Raw genomic sequence first — 25,727 nt, forward strand, 5'->3', positions numbered from 1 at the left:
CCGGCTCAGGCCGCCTCCCCGGCGGTCGTGGACAGGTGCTCGACCAGGGCCGCGGCCAGCGCCTTGGGCGTGCCGTAGGCCCACAGCAGGGTGGGGGAGAGCCGGAGGCCGAACGTGCCCTCCAGTCGGTTGCGGAGTTCGAGGCTCATCAGGGAGTCCAGTCCGAGGGTCTTGAACGGGGTCTCGTGGCCGATGGCGTCCGGTTCCAGGCGCAGCACCCGGCCCGCCAGTTCGCGGACACGGTTCTCGACAAGTCCGGGCCGTTCCGCCGCTGGTACGCGTTCCAGCAGGTCACGGAACTCCGCGGCGTGCGCGCCCGGCCCGTCGCCCTTCCGCGCCGCTTCCCGCAGCCACTGCCAACTGCCGCACGCGGCCGTCTCGGGGTACGCGTCGAACCACTGCCGGAGGTCGAGCGGTACGTACCCGGTCACCACGTCGCCCCGCTGAAGCATCCGCAGCAGCGCGGGCCAGGCCTCCGCCGTGGTGAAGCCGCCCATGCCGCGCTCCGCCAGCCGCGCGCCGCGCCGGGCGTCCTCGGCGGCGAGCCCGGTGTCGGTGAACGGCCCCCACTGCACGCTCAGTGCGGGCAGGCCGCGCAGCCGCCGGGACTCGGCGAAGGCGTCGAGGGCGGCGTTGGCCGCCGCGTACGCCGCCTGTCCGGCGTTGCCGAACAGGGCGGCGGCCGAGGAGAACAGTACGAAACAGTCCAGCGGTTGGTCCGCGGTGACGGCCTCCAGGTTGCGGGCGCCGGCCGCCTTGGGCCGTACGACGGCCGCGATCTGTTCCGGTGTCACGGTGCGGATCGTGGCGTCATCGAGCACACCGGCCGCGTGGAAGACACCGCGGACCGGAGGCAGGTGGGCGGGGAGCGCGGTCAGGGCGGCGCGCAGCGCGGTCAGGTCGGCCACGTCGCAGCGGGCGGTCTCCACGACGGTGCCACCGGCGCGCAGTACGGTCAGCCGCTCCACGGCCTCCGGACCCGGCGCGGATCGGCCCAGCAGGACGAGCGCGCCGGCTCCGTGCGCGGCGAGGAACTCCGCCAGTGACAGTCCGAGCGCGCCGAGACCGCCGCTGATCAGGTAGGTGCCGTCACGCCGCAGGGCGCCGTCCGGGAGGACCAGCGGCTCCACGCGCTCGACGCTCTCGGGACGGGTCAGGACGCAGGTCTGCGGAGCGCGGTCCGTGGTCGTTTCCTGTAGCGCTTCCCCGGCTCCGGCGAACTCGGCGGTACGGTACGGGACGGGCCGCACCCCGCCGGTGTCCAGCAGGCTCCAGGCCGCTCGCAGGGCCCGGGCCACGCGGTCGGGCGCACGGTCGAGCAGCCCCGCCGTGTCCACCCCGGCGACGGTGACGCCCCGGGCGAGGGCGGCCGCGTCGAGCCGCCCGCCGTCGCTCGGGGTGTGCCCGCCGTTCGCCGACATCTCCGCCGCGATCAGCCGTCCGTCCTCCGCCAGCGCCGCGAGCCCGTGTTCCAGTCCGGGCCCGTCCGCCGGGCCCAGGACGACATCCACGCCCCGGCCCCTGGTGGCCGCCCGCACGGCGTCGAACCATGACAGGTCCCGCGCGTCGTACACGGCGTCGGCGCCCCGTTCGCGCAGGGCCGCCCGCTCGTCCGCGTCCCGTGCGGTGGCCAGGACCCGGGCGCCGAGCGCACCGGCCACCTGTGCGGCCACCGGCCCGAACATGCCGCCCGCGCCCCGGATCAGAACCGTCTCCGCAGCGTCGAGGCGCGCCAGGTGGGACAGGCCGTACCAGGCGGTGACCAGGGCCATGGGCAGAGCCGCGGCGTCCGTGTCCGTCCAATCGGCCGGTATGGGCCGGGTGTGGTCGGCCCGTACGGTGACGTGGGTCGCCACTGTTCCGGTCCCCACGGCGACCACGCGGTCTCCCGGTACGGGACTCGCGACATCCGGGCCGACGGCCACCACCCGGCCCGCGCACGCGTGGCCGAGCAGGGGGACGCCGGTCCCGCGGCCTTGGGCGACAGCCGTGGCCTCACCGGGCTCCACGGAGGCGGCGGTCACCTCGACCTCCACCTCGCCGACTCCTGGAGCGCGCCGCGTCAACGGTACGTACCGGGCGCGGCCGTCCGCCCCGACGCCGCCGTGCCGGAACGGCTGCGGCCGGGTGTGCTGTGCGGGCAGGGCGGCGAGACGTTCCTCCGACGCCGCGCCGCGCGCCAGCCGTGCGCCGAAGCGCCGCCCGTGGCGCAGGGCCACCTGGTCCTCGCCGTCGTCGGTGAGCAGTTCCGCGGCGCACCGCTCCGCCCAGGCGGTGCCGTCGGCGGCGACATCGACCACGCGGGGCGTCAGTTCGCCGTGCTCGCGCCGCAGGACCCGGGACCAGCCCCAGAAGAGGGCGCCTCCGGGGTCGGGCAGGTCGCCGTCGGACACCGCCTGGGCGCCAGCGGTCACGACGGCCAGCCGGGGCGGTTCGCCCAGCTCGGCGCAGGCCCGTACGACATCGGCGAGCCGGCCCAGGGCGTGTTCCTGTTCCTGCGGGCCGGCCTCGGCGCGCGGGGCCAGGAAGACGATCCCGTCGGGAACTTGGGCACCGTCGAAGGCCCCGGCCTCGCCACCCACAGTGGCCTCAGCCCCCGCCGCGGACAGCGCGTCGCCCAGTTCCCGCGCCTCCGCGTCGGCACCGCACACGAGCCACCGGGTCGCCACCGGGCCCTGGTCACCAGTCTGTCCGGCATCGGAGCCGTCGGCGTCCCCGGCCAGATCCAGCCACGCGAGGTGATGCAGCCGCCCGGCCGACGCGTCCGTGGCGTCGGCGCCCGGCAGCGGTTCGAGACGCAGCCCGTCGAGCACCATCAACGGCGTCCGGGCGGCGTCGAAGAGAAGTACGTCCACGCTGCCGTCCGCACGGCGCACCGCGTGCGACCACAGCGCCGCCACCGGCACGTCCGGCTCCCGCAGCAGGCGCACGCGACGCACGGCCGTGGGCACCAGCGCGCCCGTCCCGCCCAAGTCCTCGCACAGGGTGAGAGCCACCTGCAACGCACCGTCCCACAGCGCCGGGTGCAGTTCGCCCGGCCGGCCGGTCTCCCGCAGCGCGTCGGCCAGGACGACCTCGCCCAGCACCTCACCCTCAGGGCCGGGGCACAGTTGTCGTACGCCCTGGAAGGCCGGGCCGTAATCGAGGCCGCGCGCGCTCCACCGGCGGTAGAACTCCTCGGCGCCGCCCGTGGCCCCGCCCTCCGGCCCCTCTGCCCTTTGCAACTCCTCCGGCCCCCACTCGGGGAACAGGGGCGCATCGGCCGCGTCGTCCCACCCGTACGCCCGCGCCTCGGCGGTGACCTGCCACGGACCGCCGCCCTCGGGCAGCGCCAGCAGCCGGAAGCGTCCGCCGTCGGCGAGGTCCGCATGCCACTCGGCGGTGAGCCGGGCGGGCTGCTCGGACAGCGCGACCTCCTTCACGAAGGCGATGCCCGTCAGCCGCAGCGGCCCCGCACCGCAGCGGGCGCGCGCCGTGTTGACGGCAATGGCCAGCATCGCCGTGCCCGGCAGCACCGCCGTGCCGTGCACCCGGTGGTCGCCCAGCCACGCCTGGTCCGTCAGCGACAGCTCCAGCGGCCCGTGCCAGGTGCCCGCCGCGCCCGGCGCCGGGGACAGGTGCGCGGCGAAGCCGCGGGTGGCGCCGGAGCTGCGCGGGCGGCGCGGCACCCAGTGGATCTCCGGCCGCAGCGGGTAGCCCGGCACGGGAACGTCCGCGTGCCGGGGCAGCGCGCCGAACGGCTCCAGACCTGCGACGTAACCGAGGGCGAGGGCCGACGCGACGGCCGCCCGGTCGCCCTGGTCGCGGCGGATCGTGGTCAGGACGGCCGGGGGCTCGGGGCGCGACGCGGCGAGCTGTTCGACGGCCGGGGCCAGCACCGGGTGCGGGCTGATCTCCACGACGTGGGTGACGCCGTCGTCGAGCAGGGCGCTCATGGCGTCGGCGAACAGGACCGGGCGGCGCAGGTTCTCGACCCAGTACGCGGCGTCCAGCTCGGGGCCGTCGAGCAGCCGGCCGCGCACCGTCGACATCAGGGCGACGGTCCCGGCGCGCGGCCGGGCGGGTTCCAGGGCCGCCAGCAGGTCGGTGCGCAGCTCGTCCATCTGCGGGCTGTGCGAGGCGTAGTCGACGTTGACGAGGCGGCAGTATGTGCCCTCGGCCTCCAGCAGCTCCTTGAGCATGAGCACCGATTCCTCGTCCCCGGAGAGCACACAGGCCCGGGGGCCGTTGTGCACGGCGAGGGCCACACTGTCCTCGAAGCCCTCCAGCGCCGCCAGCGCGGCTTCCCGGTCCAGGTCGACCGCGAGCATCCGGCCCCGGCCCGAGGTACGTCGCGCGATCGCGCTGCGTCGGGCCATCACGAGCGCGGCGTCCTCGTACGACAGGATCCCGGCGAGGGTGGCGGCGGTGATCTCGCCCTGGCTGTGGCCGAGGACGACGTCGGGCTCGACGCCGGCGGCCCGCCACAGCTCGGCCAGCCCCAGGGACATCGCCCACAGCGTGGGCTGGAGCATGTCGATGCGGGTGGTCCAGGTGTCGTCGGTGCCGTCCTCGAAGACGGCGGTGAGGTCCCAGTCGACGTGCGGGGACAGGGCCTTGGCGCAGCGGCGGATCACGTCCGCGAACAGCGGGACGTCGCGGAAGAGTTCGCGGCCCATGCCCTTCCACTGTGAGCCCTGTCCGGGGAAGACGAAGGCGGTACGGCCGTGCGGGCGGGCCTGTCCTAGGACGGCGTCCGGTATCCCGTCCTGCTTGTCGGTGAGTTCACCGCTGTCGGCCGCCGTCGCGACGGCTTCCAGGGCGGTGCGCAGCCGCTCCGGCTCGGTGACCGTGAACGCGGCGCGCAGCGGGAAGTGGTCGCGGCGCCAGGCGAGCGTCCCGGCCAGGCCCCCGACTTCGCCGGAGGTCTCCGGGACGCAGTCGGTCAGTTGCCGGGCCCGTTCGGCCAACGCCGTGCGGTCCTTGGCCGAGAGCGGTACGAACACCGGGAGTTCCGCGTCGTCGCCCAACTTCCCGCCTGTATAGCTGGGTTCTCCCTGTTCCAGGACCTGCGGGGCACGGCTCCCCCGAGGCGCGGCCACCGCGCCCACCGGCCGCTCCTCGGGCGGGCTCGCCACCACGACATGCGCGTTGGTGCCGCCCCAGCCGAAGGAGTTGACACCCATGTACAGCGGTCCGGAGGCGGGCAGCGCCACCGGCTCGCGCACCACCCGCACCCCCAGCTCCTCGAAGGGAATGTCCGGGTTGAGCTGTTCGGCGTGCAGGCTCGGCGGCAGGGTGCGGTGGCGCAGCGCCAGCAGCAGCTTGAACAGGCCGGCCATGCCGGCACCCGCCTCCAGGTGACCGATGTTGGTCTTGACGGACCCCACCAGCAGCGGCTGGTCGCCCCGGTCGCGGCCCAGGACCCGACCGAGCGCGCCCACCTCGATCGGGTCGCCGCGCCCGGTGCCGGTGCCGTGCGCCTCGACGTACGTCGGCGCCCCCGGCGGCAGCAGCCCGCCGCCGTACGCCTGGCGCAGCAGGTCCTCCTGGCCCTCGGGGCTGGGCGTCACGAGGCTGTCGCCGCCCCCGTCGTTGTTGACGACCGTGCGGAGCACGACACCGTGGATGCGGTCGCCGTCGGCCAGCGCCCGCCGCAGCGTCTTCACGTACAGCGCGGCGACCGTCTCCCCGCGCACGAAGCCGTCGGCCGACGCGGAGAACGTCTTGCAGCGGCCGTCCGGGGACAGGGCGCCGAAGTGGGTCAGCCCCACCGTCACGTGCGGGTCCAGCATGAGGTTGGTCGCCCCGACCACGGCGGCGTCGATCTCGCCCTGCCGCAGGGCCTGCGCGGCCAGGTGCAGCGCGACCAGCGAGGACGAGCAACCGGTCTCCACCGCCATGCTGGGCCCGCGCAGGCCGAAGACGTAGGAGAAGCGGGCGGCGATGACGTCGAGGGCGTTGCCCACCAGGCTGTGAGGGGTGGGGCGGGCGCCCCGGTCCGCGCGCAGCAGCTCGTAGTCGTGCCAGGAGGCGCCGACGTACACGCCGGTGCGGGAGCCGGCCAGCAGCGAGGCGCGCTGCCCGGCGTCCTCCAGGGCCCGCCAGCCGACCTCCAGCAGCAGGCGCTGCTGCGGGTCGATGGCGGCCGCCTCGCGCGGCGAGATGCCGAAGAACGCGGCGTCGAACCGGTCCACCCCGTCCAGGAACCCGCCGACCCCCTGGATGCGCCGCTCCGGGTCGAGCTGCTCGCCGGCGTCCCAGCGGTCCGCCGGGACCGGGCCGATCGCCTGGCCGCCGGACCGGAGCAGCTCCCACAGACCCGCCGTGTCCGGGGCACCGGGGAAACGCCCGGCCATTCCGACGACCGCTACGAGATCGGAGGGGTCCTGGGAGCCGAAGGAATCCCGGGAGTCGGAGAGGCCCCGGGAATGAGCGGGATCCTGAGAGTCAGAGGGATTCCGAGAGATATTCGCAGTCATTGTCCGAGTCACTTCCTGCAGTCCGGAACTACCTGCCGCACCGTCGGAAACCTAGGCGAACCCGACCACCCGCCACAGCCCCCTTTTTTTCTTCTCCGGGCCGTGTCACAAACCCCTAGGGGCGCAGTAGGGGGGTGCCGGCCGAAGTACGGCCGAGGCGCTGCGAACACCCCCCTGACAGGGTTTTGCTACCCGCCCATGAGCCGCATCCGGACCAGTCCCTTGCTCGCGTTTATCATCCGCCCGCCGATTTCCTCCGGGGCGTCCCTGCGGCACCACACCGCGTTCTTCGCCATTTTCCCGGGGGACATGTTGAAACACCGGGTGTCGCGCAGCCCGAGCCGGAACGACGGGGCGATGAAGTCCGCCTGCCGGACGCACTCCAGAATGCGCCGGGCCGCTTCCCTGGGGGCGAGCGAGCCCTCGTCGACCTGGACGCACAGATCCCGGGTGAGCGCGCTCATCGCGTTGAATCCCGGACTCACCGGGAGCGGGGACCCCGGGTGCGCGGAGTCCTCCAGGTCCCGGAAGACGCTCCGGTCACCGCTGCGCGTGAAGCGGTAGTAGGCGTCCTCCAGCATGACGTTGCCCAGCATCGTGCCGAGCATCCAGGTGCGGTTCACCGCGTTCCACAGCTCGTAGTCGCGGAAGCCCACGAACGAGCTGAAGACGAGGTCGTCGTGGAAGTCGAACAAGCCCTGCTGGAGGGTCTCCAGGTACGCGAAGCGCTCGGTCGACCAGTCGCCGTCGCGGGCGGCCGCGATCAGGCGCCAGGCCAGCGCGTTGACGATCTCCATGGTGTTGGTCAGGCCGCGGGAGTACAGCGCGTCGATGAACCCGGCGGCGTGCGAGGTGAGGCAGAACCGGTCGCCGACCACCTGCTTGGCCGAGTACTGCAGCCGCCCGGTGGACACCCAGGGCCGTACCGTACGGGCGTCCTGGAACTGCCAGGCGATCTCCGGGAACCGGCCCAGGAACGCGTCGAACTCGGCCTGCGGGGGCGTGTCGTCCTTCGGGAAGGCCCGCGGGTCCAGGGTGAGTCCCACGCTGCACAGCGGGTTGAGGGAATCGGCGTGGTTGTCGAACGGGATGACCCACAGCCAGCCGCCGTCGAAGACATGGTGCAGGGTGCCGTGGTGCCAGGGGTTGGGCTGGTCGTGGCGGGCCGCGGCCGGCGCCCGGTCGAAGGGCCGTACCCCGATCATGTGGGTGAACAGGGACCGGGAGTGCGTACGGGCCCGGGTCGGCGTCTCCCGCAGCGCGAACTTCTCCGCCAGCGGCGACCGGAACCCGCTGCCGTCCACGATGTAGCTCGCCCGGAACTCCCGGCCGCCCTCGGTGCGCAGCACCGCCCCCGACTCCGGGTCGATGTCCACGTCCGTGACCCGGGTGTTCAGCAGCGGCTCGGCACCGTACTTGACCGCCGTGTGGAACAGGTACGCGTCGACGTCCTGCCGGAAGAGGTGGGTCTCGGTGCGGATGGCCTGGGGGACCACCAGTTGGTTGATCTCCTGCGGGTGCTGCGCGCTGCCCTCGCGGTGGTAGACGAAGCCGAAGTTCTGCTTCTGGCCGCAGTAGCGCGACACCTGCCGGCTGATGCCCTTGTGGCTGGAGAGCGGCTTGAGTTCGGGGACCCGGTAGCGGTCCGCGATGAGCCGGGTCATCCCCGAGGTGTACGGGATGGTCGACTCGCCGACCGCGAACCGGGGGTGGGTGCCGGCGTCCAGCAGCAGCACGCGGACACCGTTGCGGGCGAGCACCGCGCCCAACATGCCGCCGGCCATGCCGGCGCCGAGTATCGCCACGTCGTAGGTGTCCGCGCGTCCTCGCGCGCCGCGACTGTTCTGCATGGCCCTCGCCTTTCTGCTGTGCCGATGAGTGAGCCGATCAAATGAGCGGAGGGGCGGCGGGGTCAGTCCGCCCCGTCCAGCGGGATGCCGTGGGTCGGCAGCTCCTGCCGGGTCCGCACCCCGAGCTTGCGGAACACGCGCGTCAGGTGCTGCTCGACCGTGCTGGGGGTCACGGCCAGCCGGCGGGCGATCTCCCGGTTGGTCTGCCCCAGCGCGGCGAGCACCGCGACCCGGCGTTCGGCCCCGCTGAGCAGGTACAGGTCCGCCGGGTGCGCGCGGCCCCCGGAACCGCCGCGCGGCACCCCTTCGGCCTGGGCGGCCAGCGACCGCGCCAGAGGCACCGCCCCGGCCGCCTCGGCCAGCCGCAGCGCGCTGCGCAGTTCCTGCCGGGCCTGCCCGGTGTTCCCCGCAGCCGTGCGCGCGTGCGCCAGTTCCCCGAGGGCACCGGCCAGTTCGAGCCGGTCACCGCAGCCGCGCAGCAGCGCGACCGCCTCGGTGAGCGGCTCCAGGCGCTCGTCGTCCGGCCCGCAGGCGGCCACCGTCCGCAGCGCGATCCCGCGCGCCCGCGACGGCCGTTCCCCGGCCAGGGCCAGCTCCTGCCGCGCCAGCTCGTACGCGCGCTCCCGGTCACCCACGGCCAGGTGCGCGCGGGCCGCCTCCGAGCGCCAGGGCACCAGCGTCGGCTGGTCGAACCGCCAGGCATGCATCAGGGCCCCGCAGGTGGCGAAGTCGTCCAGCGCCGCGTACGGGCGCCCGGTCTCCAGGTGGTAGCGGCCCCGCGCGTGCAGGAAGTACAGGCCGAATCGGCTGCGGAACAGCCCCGCGGGCACCGGGACCTCCAGGTACTCGGACGCGGCGTCGTAGTCCCCGGTCCGGGTGGCCGCCTGCACCAGATTGGACAGCGGCCCTCCGATGCACACACCCCAGCTCTCGGCCGGCACCTGCGCCAGCGCGGCCTGCGCCAGCCGCCGGGCCTGCAAAGGATCGCCCTGCCGCAGCGCCACCCGCGCGCGCAGGGACGCGAACTCCGCCTCCCACAGCGGCACCCGCCGGGTACGGGCCTGCTCCAGCCAGTGGTCGCACCAGTTGGCGACCGCCTCCAGCCGGTCGGCGAACTCCAGCACCGAGGTGGCGCACACGATCCACTCCTGGGTGCTCTTGCTCAGCCGCATCGCCCGCATCGCGGCCTCCGCGTCGGCGACCGCCTCGTCGTCCGGCCCGTGCGCCAGGACGTGCGCCAGGGCCGCCGCACCCAGCACCCGGGGGTCGTCCTGCGCCCGCCCGGCAGCCCACGGCCGGCCGCCGGGCGCGCCGGGCGGCCGGCGCACCGAGCCCGGATAGGTCGTCGCCAGCAGCTCCCGCGTCGCCCGGATCTCCGCCGCGGCCGCCGGATCACACCCCGGCTGCCCCTCGCCGATACGGTCCACGGCCTCCAGCGCCTCGTCGAAACGGCCGTGCCACAGCAGGAACTTGGCCAGCGTGAGCGCGTGCCGGTCCGGCAGCCGTCCGTCGTGCAGCGCGGTGGCCAGCTCGCCCAGGTGGCGGGCGCTGATGGACGGGTTGAGCATCCAGGCCGTACCGGCGTACAGCGCCTTGATGCCCACCCGGGCCTCGTCGTCCTGGCACACCCGCAGCGCGGCCTCCAGACAGGCGTGCGCGTCCGACACGCGGTTGCCCGCCAGATGCCGTTCGGCCGCCTCGCACAGCACGTCCATCGCCCACGGCTGCCCCCGGTCCTCCGAGGCGATCAGCAGCCGGGCCACCGTCGTCGCCGGTGCGCCCTCCTGGTACAGCAGTACGGCGGCCCGCGCGTGCAGCGCGGACCGCTGCTGCGGCGCCAGGCTCTCCAGTACGGCCGTACGCGCGACCGGGTGCAGCCGTCCGGAGTCCAGCAGCCCGGCGGCCTCCAGGGCACAGGCGCCCCGGCTCATGGTGGCCTCGTCCTCCTCCAGCAACCGGGCCAGCCGGGAGGACTCGGAGTCCGCGTCGAGCACGGCCAGCGCCTGGGCCAGCCGCATCAGTACGGGGCGGCCTCGGTGGATGCAGCTCAGCACGGTCTCGGCGTAGGCGTCACCGACGACGAGCTGCGGTACGGCGCCCGCGGTCGGCTCGCCCGCCTGCCGGCAGTCCTCCACCAGGGCCCGTACGAGCAGCGGGTTGCCGCCGCTGACCGCGTGGCAGGCGGCGGCCGGCATCCGTGCGGCGTGGGCCCCCAGGTGGTCGGTGATCAGTTCGGCGACGCCCGCCACCGTCAGCCGGGCCAGCGGGACGCGGCGGTACCCGGGCCGGGCGAGCAGCGCGGCGTGCAACTGCGGATGCGCGGGCTTGGACAGCGTGCACTCCGCCACCACGACGACGATCGGCGCGGACGGCGCCCGGCGCAGCAGCCGCAGCAGCCAGTACAGCGAAAGGGAGTCGGTGAACTGTACGTCGTCGATGCACAGCAGCACCGGCGTGCGCTCGGCCGCGCCGATGACCGCCAGACACAGCCGGTGCAGCGCACCCGTGGTGTCCGCGTCCAGGGTCGGCTGGGCGAACCCCGACGCCCCGTGGCCGTCCACGGTGTCGGGCCGCTCGTGTCTGCGGGTGACGCGGTCCAGCAGCACCGCGAGTTCCGCGCAGGCGCCCAGCGGCCCCTCGGCGCCGCGCAGCAACTGGAACATGACGCTGCCGGGCGACTCACGCTCGGCCCACGAGCCGATCGCGCTCAGCACCAGGAACCCTTCCCGCGCCGCCACGTCCCGTACGGCCGACAGCAGCTCGGTCTTGCCGCAGCCGATGCCCCCGCTGATCACGGCGGCCCCGCCGCGGTCCGGCGCGCACTCCCCGAGCAGCTCCAGCATCTGAGCGAGCTCCGTCGCCCGCTCCACCAACCGCATGTCCCTCTCGGCTCACTTCCTGCGCGATGCGCGCGTCCTGCGCTTCTCCCGCCGGCGGTGGCCGCGGGACCGGGGCCGGACCCGGGCGACGGTGCGCGCCGCGGCCGGCCCGATGACGGGCCCTCAGACGGAGGACGCCTTCACGGGGTCCCGCTCGCGGTGGCCCGCAGGCCGCCCCAGGTCCACGGGCCTGGCGTACACACGGGACAGCAGTGGGCCCGTCATGGCGGTGGTGAGGACGGCCATCACGACCATGAGGGAGTACAGCGTGCCGTCCAGCAGCCCCAGCTCCAGCCCGATGCCGAGGATCACCAGCTCCGTCAGGCCGCGGGTGTTCATCAGCGCGCCGAGTGCCGTGGCGGGCCGCGCCGGCAGGCCCTGGGTACGGGCGGCCACGAAGGTGCCGCCGAACTTCCCCGCCACGGCCACCAGCAGGATCGCGCCGAGCTGCAACAGCTCCGCTCCGCGCAGCCGCCCCAGGTCGACCTGCAACCCGGCCACCACGAAGTAGACGGGCAGCAGCAGGGACGTGATCCGCCCCGTGTGGTCGAGCAGGTCGGCCCGCAGCTCGGCCGCGCCGTGCCGGGGGATCAGCAGGCCGAACACGAAGGCGCCGAAGATGAAGTGCATCCCCATCGCCTCGGTCGCCGTCGCCGACAGCAGCGCCCCGACCAGTACGACCGCGGCGGCCGGAGCGGTCAGCCGGGCGGCCGTCCCGCCGCGCAGCAACGCCCGGCTCAGCAGGGGCCGCACCACCGTGAACATCAGCACCGCGTACGGCAGGACCAGCGCCACCAGCCAGTGGTTCCCGCCGCCTCCGACGGTGGCCTGCACCGCGGCCAGCGCGGCCCAGGCCACCACGTCCACGACGGCGGCCGTGGCCAGCGCGATCCCGCCCAGCTCCGTGGTGGTCAGCCCCCGGTCCGCCAGGATGCGGGCGAGCACGGGGAACGCGGTCACCGACAGCGACAGCCCGACGAACACGATGAAGGCCATCGGCGCCTCGTTCGGATGCTCGTGCAGCAGCCACAGGGCCAGCACCGTGCCCAGCAGGAACGGCACGGCCGTCGACCCGAAAGCCGACACCGCCGTAACCCGTCCCCGGCCCCGCAGGGACGTGGTGTCGATCTCCAGCCCCACGATGAACATGAAGAGGGCGACCCCCACGTCGGCCAGGCCGGTCAGCGGAGCGCGGACGTCGGCGGGGAACAGGGCTCCGGCGATCGCCCCGTCGAACAGCGTGGGTCCGAGCAGGATGCCCGCGAGGATCTCGCCGACGACCGGTGGCTGGCCCACCCGGGCGAGCAGCCAGCCCAGGCCGCGGGCCAGTAACAGGATCAGGGCGAGATCCACGAACAGCAGTTGCACCTGTTGGCTGGTCACCTTCGGTTTCCCCCACTCACCGTCGCCCGCGGCCGCTGCTCAGACGCCGGCGGCGCCGGGCGCCGTGGCGTCGGCTATCAGGTCGTCCAGGGTGATCTGGAACAGCGGGTGCCGGCCGCTGAGCCCGGAGATCAGGGTCACGAAGTCCGCCGACGGCTCGTTCTTGCGCTCGGGGTCGACCATCTCCTGGGCGAGGCTGTAGTAGAACTCCTTGTACTTCGACTGGTCGTAGAAGCGCTCCACGAAGGTCCGGATCTCGTCGAAGAACCCGGAGTACGCGGTGGCGTACCGGTCCAGCGCCTTCTCCTCGATCTGCGGGTGCTCCACGATCCGGTCCACGATCTTGGCCAGGGTGCTGCCGGCGAGCGTGGCGAGCGCGACCCCGGTGGAGAACAGCGGGTCCACGAAGGCCGCCGAGTCCCCGACCAGCACCCAGCCGTCGCCGTAGAAGCGGTTGCTGTGGTACGACCAGTCGCGCGCCGTACGGAACCCGGCCGACTGCTGGGCGCCGGCCAGCATCTTCGCGAGCTTGGTGGTGCGCTGCCGCTCGGCGTGGAACAGGTCCTCCAGCGACTGGCCGTTCTCACCGGCGGTGGCCGAGCGCGTCACGTAGCCGACGCTGATCGTGCCCTTGTCGATGGGGATGGCCCAGAACCAGCCGCCGTCCAGCCCCTCGATGAGGATGTTGGTGTACTCGTCGCCGGGCAGCCGCTCGCAGTTGTCGAAGTACGTCCACACCGCGACGTTGCGCAGCTCGTCGTGCCACTCCACCTCGGTGAGCCGGCGCCCGAGCACCCGCGCCTGCCCCGAGGCGTCCACGACCAGCCGCGCCCGCACCTCGTGCAGCCCGTCCAGCCCGCGCAGCGCGAAGCGCACCCCGCTGACCCGGCCGTCGACCATGACGGGCTCCTTGACGGTGGCGTCCTCGATGACGACCGCGCCCAGCTCCCTGGCCCGGTCCAGGATCAGCGAGTCCAGGTCGGCCCGGCGGGTGTGGAAGGCGTACGCGTGCCCGCCACCCTCGATGAACGAGAAATTCCACGGCACCTGTTTGTTTCCCCAGACCAGCGTGCCGCCGTATTTCCGCTCGAATCCCCGGGCGTCCATGCGCTCGGTGATGCCCATCTCCTGCATGGGCCGCATGAAGGCCGGGATGAGCGATTCCCCGACGTGATAACGGGGAAAGCGCTCCCGGTCCAGCACGAGCACCCGCCGGCCGCGCTGCGCGAGAAGCCCGGCGGTGGTCGCCCCGGCCGGCCCACCGCCGATGACGATCACGTCGTACTCGTCAGGAACCCCGAAAAGAGCGGACGGCATTCTGGACCTCCCAAGTGGCTTTGTGGTCGCGTCCAGAAGCCGGAAAAGGAACCGCCGTATCCGGCCGGAACGCGCAGCCAGTGTGCAGGAGCCGTTCTGCAAGGGGTCTACATGTTGTCTGGAGCCTTTCTGGGGCGGGGGAGCGACAGGTGCCGCCCGTTGCCGGAACTGCGGCTGCCGCCCGGGCCCGGCCCGTGATATCCGTAAAGGACCGGCGGGCCGAACTCCCGGCGGGACGGGGGGCCCGGAGAAACGAAGGGCGTCAGCGCATGGAGCAGCCGTGACCAGAGCCTGGGACGTGGCCGTCGCCGCGCCCGCCCGGCTCGGTGAAGGGCCCACCTGGGACGCCCGTGCCGGGCGGCTGATCTGGGTGGACATCCTCTCCGCCCGCGTCCACACCTTCGACCCGGCCACCGGCCGCCGTACCGTGCTGGCCACCGAGCAGCACGTCGGCGCCGCCAAGCCCCGTACCGGAGGCGGCCTGGTCGTCAACCTGCGGGACGGCGTGGGCGCGTACGACGCGGCGGGCGCCTTCACGTGGCTGCACCGCGAACCCGTGCCGGGATGCCGGGGCAACGACGCGGCCGTGGCGCCCGACGGGGCGCTGTGGGCGGGCACGATGGCGTACGACCAGGCACCGGGCCGCGGCACGCTGACCCGGATCGCGCCGGACGGCCGGGCCACCCGCGTCCTGTCGGACGTCACGGTGAGCAACGGCACCGGCTGGAGCCCGGACGGCCGGCGGATGTACTACGTCGACACGCCCACCCGGCGGGTCGACGTCTTCGACGTCACGGACGACGGGCTGGTGACCGGCCGCCGTCCCTTCGTCCGGATCGAGGACCCGGCGGACACGGCGGGCTACCCGGACGGGCTGACGGTGGACGCCGACGGCGGCGTGTGGGTGGCGATGTTCAAGGGCGCGCAGGTGCGGCATTACAGCGCCGACGGCGTACTGCAACGGGTCCTGCCGATGCCGGCCGGCCGCCCCACGGCCTGCGCGTTCGGCGGCACGGCGCTCACCGACCTGTACGTCACCACGGCGCGCGGCGGACCGGGCAGGTCGCCGCTCGGTGGCTCGTTGCTGGTGGTGCCGGACGCCGGGCGGGGGCTGGCCCAGCCCGAGTTCACGGGGTGACACGGGTGCTCCGGGGGCGGCTGTGCGACCGGCTGTGCGCGTGCGGAAAAGTCAGGGGCGTACGGGTGGGGCGGCCGGGTACACGGAGCGCAGTTGTTCCTGGACGGTGGCGAACGAGGAGGCCCCTGATGTTGCTGGCTCACCCTGCTGTACTGCGTGACCTGGTCGAGCAGTACGAGACGCTGCGTGTTCTGAACGCGGCGGACGGGAGCCCGGAAGTCCGGCAGCGGATGGACGACGTCGCCTACACCCTGTGCGTCTCCACCGGCACCCGCGACGTCGACACGGCCCTGATCGCGGCCCGGCACCGGCTGCCGGGAGCCCGGGTCGAGGACGACTCCGTGCTCTCCGAGGCACCGGCCCCGGGGGACGCGGTGGCACCCATCGGGGCCGCCGAGGCCGGCGGCGAGGAAGCGCTGCCCGCCGCGTGACCGCCCTACGGGCGCGCAGCGCCGGGCCGGAGCGCCCGCCCTGCGAGCCACCACCCGCCGCATACCGGGGCCCCGCCGTCGAACGGCGGGGTCCCGGCACGTTGACGGCGCCGCGCCACCCACTCGGCCCAGCCGACCGGCGCCCGGCCGCCCGCCCGGGGCGCGGCGCGGGCGGCCCGAAACGATACTGGGCAGAGCTGCTCAATCCATGATCTCGGGGTCACCCTGGGGAGTCGCCGTAGGGATGATGACGGCGCAGGGCCCGGTCGGCGAGTCGAAGGGGCGAAGCGATGGACGCACCGGTGCCGGAGTTCACCGAGCGGCCGGAGGACCCGTTCGCGCTGCGCCGGGCCGCTTCGGCGGTGCTCGACGACGAGGGCACCGTCGTGGGCTGGAGCGGACGCGCCGAGGCCCTGCTCGGCCATCCGGCGCGCGAGGTGCTCGGGCAGCGGGCGGAGACGTTCCTGCTCGCTCCGGACGGCCGGGCCGCCGGCGCGGAAGCCGCCGCGGCGGCCCGGCGCGACGCGGGCTGGTCCGGCCTCCTGCCCGTCCGGCACCGCGACGGGCAGCGCGTCGAGCTGGGCCTGCGGGTCCGCCCCGTCGAGCGGGGCGGCTCCCGGCACGAGTGGTACGTCGTCGCCGCGCCCGCCGCGGAGGTCGTCCAGTGGGAGATCGACCGCTCGGTCCTGGACGGCCTGTTCCGGCGCTCCCCGATCGGCCTGGCCGTGCACGCCCCTGACCTGAGCATCCTCCGCATCAACCGGGCCATCGCGGGCATCAGCCGGCGGCCGGCCGCGGCGCACCGGGGCCTGCGCATGGAGGACTTCCTGATCGGCCCGGACGCGGCCACGATCGAGGAACGGCTGCGCAGGGTGCTGGAGACGGGCGAGCCGCTGATCTTCACCGAGCAGTCCTGCCGGCTGCGCGCCGACCCCGGTCAGGAACGGGTGGTGTCGGTGTCCGCGTTCCGGATGCGGGACACCTCCGGCGCGGTGCTCGGCGTCACCCAGATGGTGGAAGACGTCACCGACCGGCACCGGGCCCAGCACCGGCTCGCCGTGCTCAACCGGGCGAGCGCCCGCATCGGCACCACGCTGGACGTGTCCCAGACCGCCCGGGAACTCGCCGAGGTCGCGGTCCCCGACCTCGCCGACGCGGTCTCCGTCGACCTGCTGGAACCGGTCACCCGCGGCCAGGACCCCACCCGGGGGACGTACGTGCCGGTGCACCGTACGGCCGTACGGTCCGTCGTACCGGCGGGGCTGGACGTGATGTACCCGGTGGGCGAGGCGTTCCGCTTCGCCCCGGGGACGCCGCAGGCCCGGTGCCTGACCGCACGGCAGCCGATCCTCGAACCGGAACTGGCCGACAGCCCCGGCTGGTACATCCAGGACCCCGAACGCTCGGAGCGGGCGCTGCGCCTGGGCGCCCACTCGCTGATCGTGGTGCCGCTGGCCGCCCGCGGCCTGGTGCTGGGCCTGGTGAGCCTGTGGCGGGTGGAACGGCCGCAGGCGTTCGAGCAGGACGACCTCGTACTGGCCCAGGAGTTCGTCTCCCGCGCCGCCATCTGCATCGACAACGCCCGCCGCTACACCCAGGAGCACTACGGGGCACTGACCCTGCAACGCAGCCTGCTGCCGCGCGAACTGCCCGAACAACTGGCCGTCGAGGTCGCCCACCGCTACCTGCCCGCCGACCCCGCGGCGGGCGTCGGCGGCGACTGGTTCGACGTCATCCCGGTCTCCAGCGCCCGGGTCGCCCTGGTCGTCGGCGACGTCGTCGGGCACGGGCTGCACGCCGCGGCCACGATGGGCCGGCTGCGTACGGCGGTGCACACCCTGGCCAACCTCGACCTCGCGCCCGACGAAGTCCTCTCCCACCTGGACGACCTCGTCAACCGGCTGGCCGAGGAGCAGGAGTCGGCCGACGGCGGCCCGCAGAGCCCGCAGATCATCGGCGCGACCTGCCTGTACGCGGTGTACGACCCGGTCTCCCGCCGCTGCAGCATCGCCCGCGCGGGCCACCTGCCGCCCGCCGTCGTCGGCCCCGACGGCCGGATGACCCTGCCCGACCTGCCCGCGGGTCCGCCCCTCGGGCTGGGCGGCCTGCCGTTCGAGTCCGCCGAGATCGACATCGCCGAGGGCAGCCTGCTGGCCCTCTACACCGACGGGCTGCTGGAAGTACGCGGCCGGGACCTCGACGCAGGGCTGGAACTGCTCCGCGAAGCGCTGGAGCGGCCCGCACGCGGCCTGGAGGACTGCTGCAAGGCGGCGGTCGACGCGCTGCTGCCCGACCACCCCCGGGACGACGTCGCACTGCTCGTCGCCCGTACGCGTGCGCTGCCCCCGGAGAGCGTCGCCTCGTGGGACCTGCCCGCCGAGCCGACCGCCGCGGCGGAGGCACGCGAAGTGACGGCCGCCAAGCTGACCGAGTGGGGCCTGGAGGAACTGGCGTTCACCGCCGAGCTGGTGGTGAGCGAACTGGTCACCAACGCCTACCGCTACGGCGGCACCCCCATCACCCTGCGGCTCATCCGCGACCGCTCACTGATCTGCGAGGTCTCCGACCCCAGCAGCACCGCCCCGCACCTGCGACGCGCCCATAGCACGGACGAGGGCGGCCGCGGCCTCCTCCTGGTCGCCCAACTCACGGACCGCTGGGGCGCCCGCCACACCCGCGAGGGGAAGACCGTGTGGACGGAGCTGCCGTTGCCGTCGCCTGCGGACGGCTGAAAAGCGTCTGTACTTCCGAGCGGGCGGGGCGCAGTGTCGTCCCTGTACTTGCCGAGATGGAAAGTGTTTGTCGGCATGGCAAGTACGGGCGCCAGGCCCGGCTGACGCGGTGCGCGACGGAGGGGGAAGCATGTACGGAGCCAGTGACCACATGGGCGCCTTGGAGCGGGCGACTGCGATGGAGAGAGCCGCGCGGGCCCGAAGCGGGTGGTACGCGCGCTACCTGTGGGTCTTCGCTGCGGGACAGTCGGTGATCGTCCCGATGGCGCTGCTGTGGCACGGGTTCGCCGCCGCGCTGACCTTCACGCTGACCATGACCGCCCTGGTGTCCGGGATTTCGCTGTACGCCGCCCGGCAGCGGATCGTGCGCCGCGGGTTCGGGGTCCGGCACGGTGTGCTGATCGGTCTGTGGGCCGCGGTCTACTCCGCTTCGATCCTGTTCGGGCAACTGGTGTTCGTGGACAGTCCTCCGTTCGCGGCCGTGGCGGCGTCGGCGTGTGCCCTGCCGCTCGTCGTGGGTGCCGTCCTCGAAAGGCGACGGTCGTCGTGACGGAGGGGAGCGCCCGGGCCGGTACGGGCGGCAGCCACCCCCGCCACGCCCTCGTCCCGCTGCTCAACTCGCCCGTCCGGCTGTCCGTGGTGGCGGCGCTGTCGCCGGTCGACCGGGCCGGGTTCGCCGTGGTGCGCGATCTGGTCGAGGTCACCGACTCCGCCCTCTCCAAGCAGGTCGCGGCGCTGGAGGCGGCAGGCTGGCTGGCCGTGTCCAAGGGCCGGGCCGGGCGCCGTCCGCTGACCTGGCTGGCGCTGACCGCCGAGGGGCGCGCCGTGTATCAGCGGCACCTGGCGGCGCTGCGGGCGATCGCCGGGGGCGGCGGAGTGCGGCACGTTCCGGAGCCGGGCGGAGCCGTACCGGACGGAGACGCCGTGCTCAACGGCGTTGTCAGTCCCTCGTGTCACGATGACGGACATGAACACACCTGAACGCACCTTCCCGCCCATGACCGCCGACGAGCGGACCACCTTGGAAGCCTGGCTCGACTTCTACCGCGCCACCCTCGCCCAGAAGTGCGACGGCCTGACGGAGGAGCAGCTCCGTACGGCGTCGGCGGAGCCCTCCTCGCTCACCCTGCTCGGTCTCGTCCAGCACCTGACGGAGGTCGAGCGGACCTGGTTCCGCAGGGTGCTGACGGGGGAGGACGCCCCGACGGTCAGCAGTGCCGACGCCGATGTCCGGCCCGCCGACCGAGGGTTCGGCCTGGAGGCGGACGCCACCTACGCGAAGTCCCGCCTCCTCTGGCAGACCGAGGTGGAGCACGCCCGCAAAAACTGCGCCGCCCACGCGCTGGAAGACACCGGGCTGTGGCGGGACAACCAGGTCAGCCTGCGCTGGATCTACTCCCACATGATCGCCGAGTACGCCCGCCACTGCGGCCACGCGGACCTCATACGGGAGCGCATCGACGGGAGCACGGGGGTCTGACCGCCGCGGGGCACCGGGCGGCGGGGATAGGGACGCCGGGGCGCCGGGACGCTGGGGCTTCGGGGCCAAGGGTGAGGGCGGGGGCGGGCGGTGAGGCGGGATTACGTATACCGCCCAGCGGCCGGGACTCAGCAGACTGGCGCGCGAGCACGGGACACCGCGCCACCGATGCGGTGCGACGGCAGCGGTACCGCACGCCGGCGCGCGGCCGCCCACCGCACCCCAGGTCACACCGAGCGGAGGGCATCGTGGCGGACGACTCGACGGCACAGGACCGGCAACTGCTGCACGACTACTCCCGGGAGACCCGCGACCCGTACGCCCAGCGGCTGCTCGGTGAACTGCTCGGCCACGTCAACCGGGCGGAGTTCGAACGGACGGCGGGCGCGGGCGGCGGCAACACCCGTGACCTCGGCCAGGGGCGGTACACCGTCTCCTACGCCTACACGCCGGGCATGCCGCGCGCCGACCACCTCGCTGTGCTGGTCCACGAGCTGACCCATGTCGCGGTCAACCAGGCGTACGACTCCCGGATGCTGAACTTCCCGGCACCCCGGCTCTCCGCGGCCGAGGAGGACCGGGTGCGGAACGAGACACCCGACCGGGAGGAGGACCACCAGAACGCCCGCCTGGGGCGGGTGGACGCACGGCGCCGGGACGCCTTCGTGGACCTGGTCGTCGGCCATGTGCAGCGGCTGCTGGACGAACTGCCCTCGTCCCGGCTGTCGCCCGAGCGGCAGCGGGCGATCCGCACCAAGCTCACCGACCACATGCGGGCCCGCCCGTACCACGAGTACGACGGCGTCCTCTCGCACCTCCTGACGTGGGCCGACCTGGACGGGGCCGACCGCTCCTCGGCCTTCTACCGGAGCCTGACCGCGATGGTGGCCCAGGCGGCCGACTGGCGGACCGCCGGCGCCGTCACCCCGCCCCGGCGCGGCCTCGTCCGCCGGATGGTCGGCGCGCTGGGCCGCTCGCTGCACATCTTCCGCCGCTAGAAACCCTGTTCGCCCGGAACCTTTGGCGACAGGTGTGCGCAACCTGTGAATCATGACGGTTTGATTGACGCGTCCAGCAGTCCGCGGGGATAAAGGATTGCAGTGATATCGGATGCACTCCGCCTTCGGGAGGTCGTCATGGAAGAACAGGAAGCTCCGGACACCGTCTACCAACCGCCGATGCTGGCCGAGCTCGGTGAATTCAGTGAGGACACGCTGGGAATCGGTCATTTCTTCTCGGACGGCGCCGGCGGTTACATCGTTGTCTGAATCCGTGCGGGGGCCGGGATTCGCGGTGCTGCCGGACACACCTGCCGGAGCGGCCGCGCGACCGGCTGTCCCGATCGCCGCACCACAGGTGGTGGCACACGCGTCCGGGCGCCCCTGGCTGGTCGGCAGGTGGGGCCGTGACCAGTGCGTCACGGCCGCGGCCGGGCCGGTACGGGTGGCGGTCATCGGGGTACGTCCGGTGACCGCCGCGCGGCTGTCCCGCCTGGCAGCCCAGGTGCGCTCGCAGGCCGATGTGGACCGCCTGGCCGCGGACCTGCCGGGCGCCTGCCACCTGGTGGTTTCCTTCGGCGGACAGATGCGTCTGCAAGGCACCGCCACCGGCCTGCGCAGGGTCGTCCACGCCCGGCTGCACGGCACCACGGTGGCCGCCGACCGGGCCGACCTGCTCGCGGCGATGACCAGGGCCTCGGTGGACGAACACGCCTTGGCGGTACGGGCGTCGTGCAGGGGCGTCCTGCCGTCGCCGCTGAGCGAACAGACCATGTGGAGCGGGGTCGTCGCGCTGCCCCCGGGAGACTGCCTGGTCTGGGACCGGGACCGAGCCCGGCAGGCGCGATGGTGGCGTCCACCGGAACCGCGAGAGCCGCTGGAGACCGGTGCGCGAGCCGTACGTACCGCGCTGGAGGCCGCGACGAGCCGACAGCCCGCCCCCGGAGAGGGGCTGAGCAGCGACCTGTCGGGCGGCATGGACTCGACCTCGCTGTGCTTCCTCGCCGCCCGCCACACCCCCGACCTGACCACCGTGCGCTGGGCCGAGGCCGAGGCGGGCAACGACGACCCCGCCTTCGCCGCCCACGCCACGCGCCTCCTCGACCGCGCCGAGCATCTCCTCGTACCGCAGCGGCAATTGCCGAGGATTTTCGACGATCCGCAGATGCTCGCGGACACCGAGCAGCCTTTTCCGTTCACGCGCACGGCTGCCAGATTCCGGCACCTGGGAAATCTGCTCGCCCGGTCGGGTTCCCGGCGGCATCTGGCGGGTCACGGCGGTGACGAACTGTTCAGCGCGCTTCCCGGTTATCTGCATCAATTGCTGTGGCGTCACCCGGTCACCGCGATCCGTCACACGCGCGGTTATGCGGCGCTCAGGCGCTGGCCGTTGAGCGCCACGTTCGCCGGGTTGCTCCGCCCCGGGGACGTCGCGGGGTGGTGGCGTGCACAGGCCGAGCACCTCACCGCACCACCGCCGCCGCGGCGACGGCCCGTACTGGGCTGGGGCCTGTGGCCGATGCGGGTGACGCCGTGGGTCACCGACGCCGGTGTCGAGCTGACCCGGGAGGCCCTGCGGCGCACCGCCGACCAGGCCGAGACCTGGGCGGACGACCCCGGCCAGCACCAGGCCCTGCTCGTCCTGCGCTCCAGTACGTCCCTCTACCGGCCGCTGGCCCGGATGCTCGCCGGCGCCGGCGTCGAACTGGACCTGCCGTACTTCGACGACAGCGTGGTCGAAGCGGTGCTCGGCGTCCGGCTGCACGAGCGGTCCACGCCCTGGCGGTACAAGCCGCTGCTGGCCGACGCCATGCGCGGCACCGTGCCGGACCAGGTGCTGGGCCGGTCCACGAAGGGCGAGTACGGCGAAGACCTGCGCATCGGCTTCCGCCACAACCTGCCCGCCATCCTGGACACCTTCGCCGACTCGGCCCTCGCCGCCCACGGGCTGATCGACACCGACATCCTGCGCACCCGTCTGCTCGCCCCGCAGGCCGACGAGACCACCGTGTTCGCCGTGGAGTCCCTGCTGGGGTGCGAGACCTGGCTGCGCGCCGAACGCAGCGCCGCTGCCCCCGGGAGGCCCGATGCCGCTACGCCTGCACCCTGACGTGACCTCCGCCGACACCGACGACGGCACCGTCCTGCTGCACCTGGGCACCGGACGGTACTGGCAGCTCAACGCCACCGGCGCCGCCGTGCTCCGCCACCTGCTCGACGGCGACGAACCCGACCGCGTCGCCGCCGCGCTCGCCGCCCGGCACGGCATCGAAGCGGACCGCGCCGCCCGCGACGTGCACGCCGTCGTCGGTCAACTGCGCGCCGCGAAGCTGGTGATCACCTCGTGAGCGTGCCCGTCGCCCTGGCCGAACGCCGCGCCCTGCCCGTACACCGCCGGTTCCTGCCGTTGCTGGCGGTCGCCGTCGCCCGCCCGCTGGCCGCGACCACCCCGGCCCGCCTGCGCCGGTTCCTGGAGTTCGCCCGCCGCGGCTCGGCGCCGGCCACCGCCGCACAGGCACGGGCCGCCCGGCAGCAGGTGGTGGCCGTCTCCCTGCGCTGCGCCGGGCAAGGCTGCCTGCAACGTTCCATCGCCACCGCCCTGCTCTGCCGCGCCCGCGGCACCTGGCCCACCTGGCGTACCGGCGTGCGCACCCACCCCTTCTCCGCCCACGCCTGGGTCGAAGCCGACGGGCAGCTCATCGGGAGCCGTACCCCGCAGGCCACTACCGGCCGCTGCTGACCATCGGCCCGCCACCCTCGGCGAATGAGGTGGCAACACCCTCGGCGAACGAGGTGGCAACGGCGGGCGAAGCGGATACGGCGGGCGGGGAGACACCGGACCGGCAGCCGTGACATCGGCCGGCCTCAGGTAAAGCCTTGCCCACATTGTCGTAAGCGGCGGCCCATCCGCCAACCCTCCCTCTCCTGCCACCACCCGCCGAATCCGCAGCTCAAGCCCATCGTCTGCTCCTCAAACCCGCCCGCAGAGCAGGTCGTTGGGCGGCTCTCCCCGTGTTACGGCCAGGTTGACGGAGCGCCACCGCGAGGAACACCCTCGTTACATAGGTGCTCGATACAACTGATCCGTGGGAGCGCCGGGCCGCCGGGCTGCGCCCTGCCCGCACACGGCGCCCGCGTACCGCCCGTCGCCGGACCGCCGCCGGACGGCCCGCCTCCCCGGACCGGACACAGGAGGACATGGCATGTGTGGCATCACCGGCTGGATTTCCTTCGATCGTGACCTGCGCTCCGAGCAGGAGACCGTCGACGCGATGACGGAGACGATGTCCTGCCGCGGGCCCGACGACCGCGGAACGTGGGTGCAGGGCCCGGCCGCCCTCGGGCACCGCCGCCTCGCGATCATCGACCTGCCGGGCGGCCGCCAGCCGATGACCGTGCAGCAGGCGGACGGCAGCCCGGTGGCCATCGTCTACTCGGGCGAGGCGTACAACTACCGCGAGCTGCGCGAAGAACTCGTCGGCAGGGGACACCGGTTCACCACCGAGTCCGACACCGAGGTCGTGCTGCGCGGCTACCTCGAATGGGGCGAGGCGGTCGCCGAGCGGCTCAACGGCATGTACGCGTTCGCCGTCTGGGACGAGCGGCGCCGGCGGCTCGTCATGGTGCGCGACCGCATGGGCATCAAGCCGTTCTACTACTACGAGACCCCCGACGGCGTGCTGTTCGGCTCCGAGCCCAAGGCGATCCTCGCCAACCCGCTCGCCGAGCCCCGCGTCGGCCTCGACGGCGTCCGCGAGATGTTCGCCTTCGTCAAGACCCCCGGCCACGCCGTGTGGGACGGCATGTACGAGGTCGAGCCCGGCACGGTCGTCACCGCCGACCGCGGCGGCCTGCGCCGCCACGTGTACTGGTCGCTGGAGACCCGCGCCCACGAGGACGACCGCGACACCTCCGTGGCCCACGTCCGTACCCTGCTCGACGACATCGTCCGCCGTCAGCTCGTCTCCGACGTCCCCCGCTGCACCCTGCTCTCCGGCGGCCTCGACTCCTCCGCCATGACCGCGCTGGCGGCCCGGCAACTGAAGGAGACGGGGGAGACCGTACGCAGCTTCGCCGTCGACTTCGTCGGCCAGACCGAACACTTCGTCGCCGACGACCTCCGCGCCACCCCGGACACGCCGTACGTCCACGACGTGGCCCGCCTCTCCGGCACCGACCACCAGGACATCGTCCTGGACTCGGACGCGCTGGCCGACCCCGAGGTGCGCGCGAAGGTCATACGGGCGCGCGACATACCCGTGGGTTTCGGCGACATGGACTCCTCGCTCTACCTCCTCTTCAAGGCGATCCGGCAGCACTCGACCGTCGCCCTCTCCGGGGAGTCCGCCGACGAGGTGTTCGGCGGCTACAAGCAGTTCTTCGACGAGGAGGCCCGCCAGGCCGACACCTTCCCCTGGCTCGTCCGCGTCGCCGAGCACTTCGGCGACGACGGCGACATCCTCGTCCCCGCGCTCGCCGACTCCCTCGACCTGCCCTCGTACGTACGCGACGGCTACCGGACCGCGGTCAAGGACATCCGGCGGCTCGACGGCGAGAGCGACTTCGAGTACCGGATGCGCAAGATGAGCTATCTGCACCTGACCCGGTTCGTCCGCATCCTGCTCGACCGCAAGGACCGCGCGAGCATGGCCGTGGGCCTGGAGGTACGGGTGCCGTTCTGCGACCACCGGCTGGTCGAGTACGTCTACAACACGCCGTGGGCGCTGAAGTCCTTCGACGGACGCGAGAAGAGCCTGCTGCGCGAGGCCACCGCCGATGTCCTGCCGAAGTCGGTGTACGACCGGGTCAAGAGCCCCTACCCGTCGACGCAGGACCCCAAGTACGCGGTCGCCCTCCAGCAGCACGCCAAGGACCTGCTGGCCCGCTCCTCGCACCCGGTCTTCGAGATCGTCGACCGCAACTGGCTCAAGCGCGCCGCCGAGCACGCCGCCCCGCAGATCACCCAGGCGTCCCGGAAGGGCCTCGAAAAGACGCTCGACCTGGCTCAGTGGTTGGACATCTACCGGCCCCGGCTTACCCTTTCCTGACCCGGACAGG

The 25,727-nt window shown here is 73.5% G+C and carries 17 protein-coding genes; 12 read left to right on the plus strand and 5 right to left on the minus strand.

The window, feature by feature from the left end:
* Positions 1-5: 5 nt before the first annotated feature.
* The 5 genes from EJG53_RS35255 to EJG53_RS35275 form a co-directional block, all read right to left on the minus strand.
* Positions 6-6,461, minus strand: a complete 6,456-nt coding sequence (locus EJG53_RS35255; protein WP_174856502.1) for a type I polyketide synthase — start codon at positions 6,459-6,461, stop codon at positions 6-8.
* A gap of 188 nt (positions 6,462-6,649) precedes the next feature.
* Entirely contained in the window at positions 6,650-8,311 is a 1,662-nt protein-coding gene (locus EJG53_RS35260; RefSeq protein ID WP_125048301.1) for an NAD(P)/FAD-dependent oxidoreductase, read from the minus strand.
* Positions 8,312-8,373: 62 nt separating this feature from the next.
* Complete coding sequence (locus EJG53_RS35265; RefSeq protein WP_125048302.1) at positions 8,374-11,190, minus strand: AAA family ATPase; 2,817 nt, start codon at positions 11,188-11,190, stop codon at positions 8,374-8,376.
* Positions 11,191-11,313: 123 nt separating this feature from the next.
* Complete coding sequence (locus EJG53_RS35270) at positions 11,314-12,573, minus strand: cation:proton antiporter domain-containing protein (protein WP_125048303.1); 1,260 nt, start codon at positions 12,571-12,573, stop codon at positions 11,314-11,316.
* Between the two features lie 39 nt (positions 12,574-12,612).
* Complete coding sequence (locus EJG53_RS35275; protein ID WP_125048304.1) at positions 12,613-13,890, minus strand: NAD(P)/FAD-dependent oxidoreductase; 1,278 nt, start codon at positions 13,888-13,890, stop codon at positions 12,613-12,615.
* A gap of 280 nt (positions 13,891-14,170) precedes the next feature.
* On the opposite strand from EJG53_RS35275, the gene EJG53_RS35280 reads away from it, so the two are divergent.
* The 12 genes from EJG53_RS35280 (at position 14,171) to asnB (ending at position 25,717) form a co-directional block, all read left to right on the plus strand.
* Positions 14,171-15,028 (plus strand): SMP-30/gluconolactonase/LRE family protein, encoded by an 858-nt coding sequence (locus tag EJG53_RS35280; RefSeq protein ID WP_125048305.1) that lies wholly within the window; start codon positions 14,171-14,173, stop codon positions 15,026-15,028.
* A 128-nt stretch (positions 15,029-15,156) separates the two neighbouring features.
* Positions 15,157-15,459 (plus strand): DUF5133 domain-containing protein, encoded by a 303-nt coding sequence (locus EJG53_RS35285; RefSeq protein WP_125048306.1) that lies wholly within the window; start codon positions 15,157-15,159, stop codon positions 15,457-15,459.
* A 290-nt stretch (positions 15,460-15,749) separates the two neighbouring features.
* Positions 15,750-18,191 (plus strand): SpoIIE family protein phosphatase, encoded by a 2,442-nt coding sequence (locus EJG53_RS35290; protein ID WP_125048307.1) that lies wholly within the window; start codon positions 15,750-15,752, stop codon positions 18,189-18,191.
* A 130-nt stretch (positions 18,192-18,321) separates the two neighbouring features.
* Positions 18,322-18,741: a hypothetical protein gene (locus tag EJG53_RS35295; RefSeq protein ID WP_125048308.1), complete on the plus strand. Its 420-nt coding sequence runs from the start codon at positions 18,322-18,324 to the stop codon at positions 18,739-18,741.
* Positions 18,738-19,172 carry a winged helix-turn-helix domain-containing protein gene (locus EJG53_RS35300; RefSeq protein WP_125048309.1) on the plus strand — a complete coding sequence of 145 codons (435 nt, stop codon included), beginning with the start codon at positions 18,738-18,740 and terminating at the stop codon, positions 19,170-19,172. The genes EJG53_RS35295 and EJG53_RS35300 overlap by 4 nt, the downstream gene beginning before the upstream one ends.
* A complete protein-coding gene (locus EJG53_RS35305; protein ID WP_125048310.1) occupies positions 19,159-19,671 on the plus strand; it encodes a DinB family protein in 513 nt (170 codons plus the stop codon). The genes EJG53_RS35300 and EJG53_RS35305 overlap by 14 nt, the downstream gene beginning before the upstream one ends.
* 248 nt (positions 19,672-19,919) lie before the next feature.
* The gene (locus EJG53_RS35310) at positions 19,920-20,669 is read left to right on the plus strand and encodes a hypothetical protein (RefSeq protein ID WP_125048311.1); all 750 of its coding nucleotides are present in this window, start codon (positions 19,920-19,922) and stop codon (positions 20,667-20,669) included.
* Between the two features lie 138 nt (positions 20,670-20,807).
* Positions 20,808-20,939 carry a lasso RiPP family leader peptide-containing protein gene (locus tag EJG53_RS41580; protein WP_174856503.1) on the plus strand — a complete coding sequence of 44 codons (132 nt, stop codon included), beginning with the start codon at positions 20,808-20,810 and terminating at the stop codon, positions 20,937-20,939.
* Positions 20,932-22,779, plus strand: coding sequence for a lasso peptide isopeptide bond-forming cyclase (locus tag EJG53_RS35315; RefSeq protein WP_280526795.1), 1,848 nt, complete (start codon positions 20,932-20,934; stop codon positions 22,777-22,779). Before EJG53_RS41580 ends, EJG53_RS35315 begins: the two co-directional genes overlap by 8 nt.
* The gene (locus EJG53_RS35320) at positions 22,757-23,017 is read left to right on the plus strand and encodes a lasso peptide biosynthesis PqqD family chaperone (RefSeq protein ID WP_125048313.1); all 261 of its coding nucleotides are present in this window, start codon (positions 22,757-22,759) and stop codon (positions 23,015-23,017) included. The genes EJG53_RS35315 and EJG53_RS35320 overlap by 23 nt, the downstream gene beginning before the upstream one ends.
* Entirely contained in the window at positions 23,014-23,409 is a 396-nt protein-coding gene (locus EJG53_RS35325; RefSeq protein WP_167515216.1) for a lasso peptide biosynthesis B2 protein, read from the plus strand. The genes EJG53_RS35320 and EJG53_RS35325 overlap by 4 nt, the downstream gene beginning before the upstream one ends.
* A gap of 463 nt (positions 23,410-23,872) precedes the next feature.
* Positions 23,873-25,717, plus strand: a complete 1,845-nt coding sequence (gene asnB, locus EJG53_RS35330; RefSeq protein WP_125048314.1) for an asparagine synthase (glutamine-hydrolyzing) — start codon at positions 23,873-23,875, stop codon at positions 25,715-25,717.
* The last annotated feature ends 10 nt before the right edge of the window (positions 25,718-25,727 follow it).

The sequence above is a fragment of the Streptomyces chrestomyceticus JCM 4735 genome (assembly GCF_003865135.1).
GTDB classification, from domain to species: Bacteria; Actinomycetota; Actinomycetes; order Streptomycetales; family Streptomycetaceae; genus Streptomyces; species Streptomyces chrestomyceticus.

Coding starts and splice junctions, on each gene's coding strand:
- EJG53_RS41580 (WP_174856503.1), top strand. CDS start 20,808: ATGGAAGAACAGGAAGCTCCGGACACCGTCTACCAACCGCCGATGCTG.
- EJG53_RS35265 (WP_125048302.1), bottom strand. CDS start 11,190: ATGCGGTTGGTGGAGCGGGCGACGGAGCTCGCTCAGATGCTGGAGCTG.
- EJG53_RS35290 (WP_125048307.1), top strand. CDS start 15,750: ATGGACGCACCGGTGCCGGAGTTCACCGAGCGGCCGGAGGACCCGTTC.
- EJG53_RS35285 (WP_125048306.1), top strand. CDS start 15,157: ATGTTGCTGGCTCACCCTGCTGTACTGCGTGACCTGGTCGAGCAGTAC.
- EJG53_RS35275 (WP_125048304.1), bottom strand. CDS start 13,890: ATGCCGTCCGCTCTTTTCGGGGTTCCTGACGAGTACGACGTGATCGTC.
- EJG53_RS35255 (WP_174856502.1), bottom strand. CDS start 6,461: ATGACTGCGAATATCTCTCGGAATCCCTCTGACTCTCAGGATCCCGCT.
- EJG53_RS35320 (WP_125048313.1), top strand. CDS start 22,757: ATGCCGCTACGCCTGCACCCTGACGTGACCTCCGCCGACACCGACGAC.
- asnB (WP_125048314.1), top strand. CDS start 23,873: ATGTGTGGCATCACCGGCTGGATTTCCTTCGATCGTGACCTGCGCTCC.
- EJG53_RS35305 (WP_125048310.1), top strand. CDS start 19,159: ATGAACACACCTGAACGCACCTTCCCGCCCATGACCGCCGACGAGCGG.
- EJG53_RS35295 (WP_125048308.1), top strand. CDS start 18,322: ATGTACGGAGCCAGTGACCACATGGGCGCCTTGGAGCGGGCGACTGCG.
- EJG53_RS35260 (WP_125048301.1), bottom strand. CDS start 8,311: ATGCAGAACAGTCGCGGCGCGCGAGGACGCGCGGACACCTACGACGTG.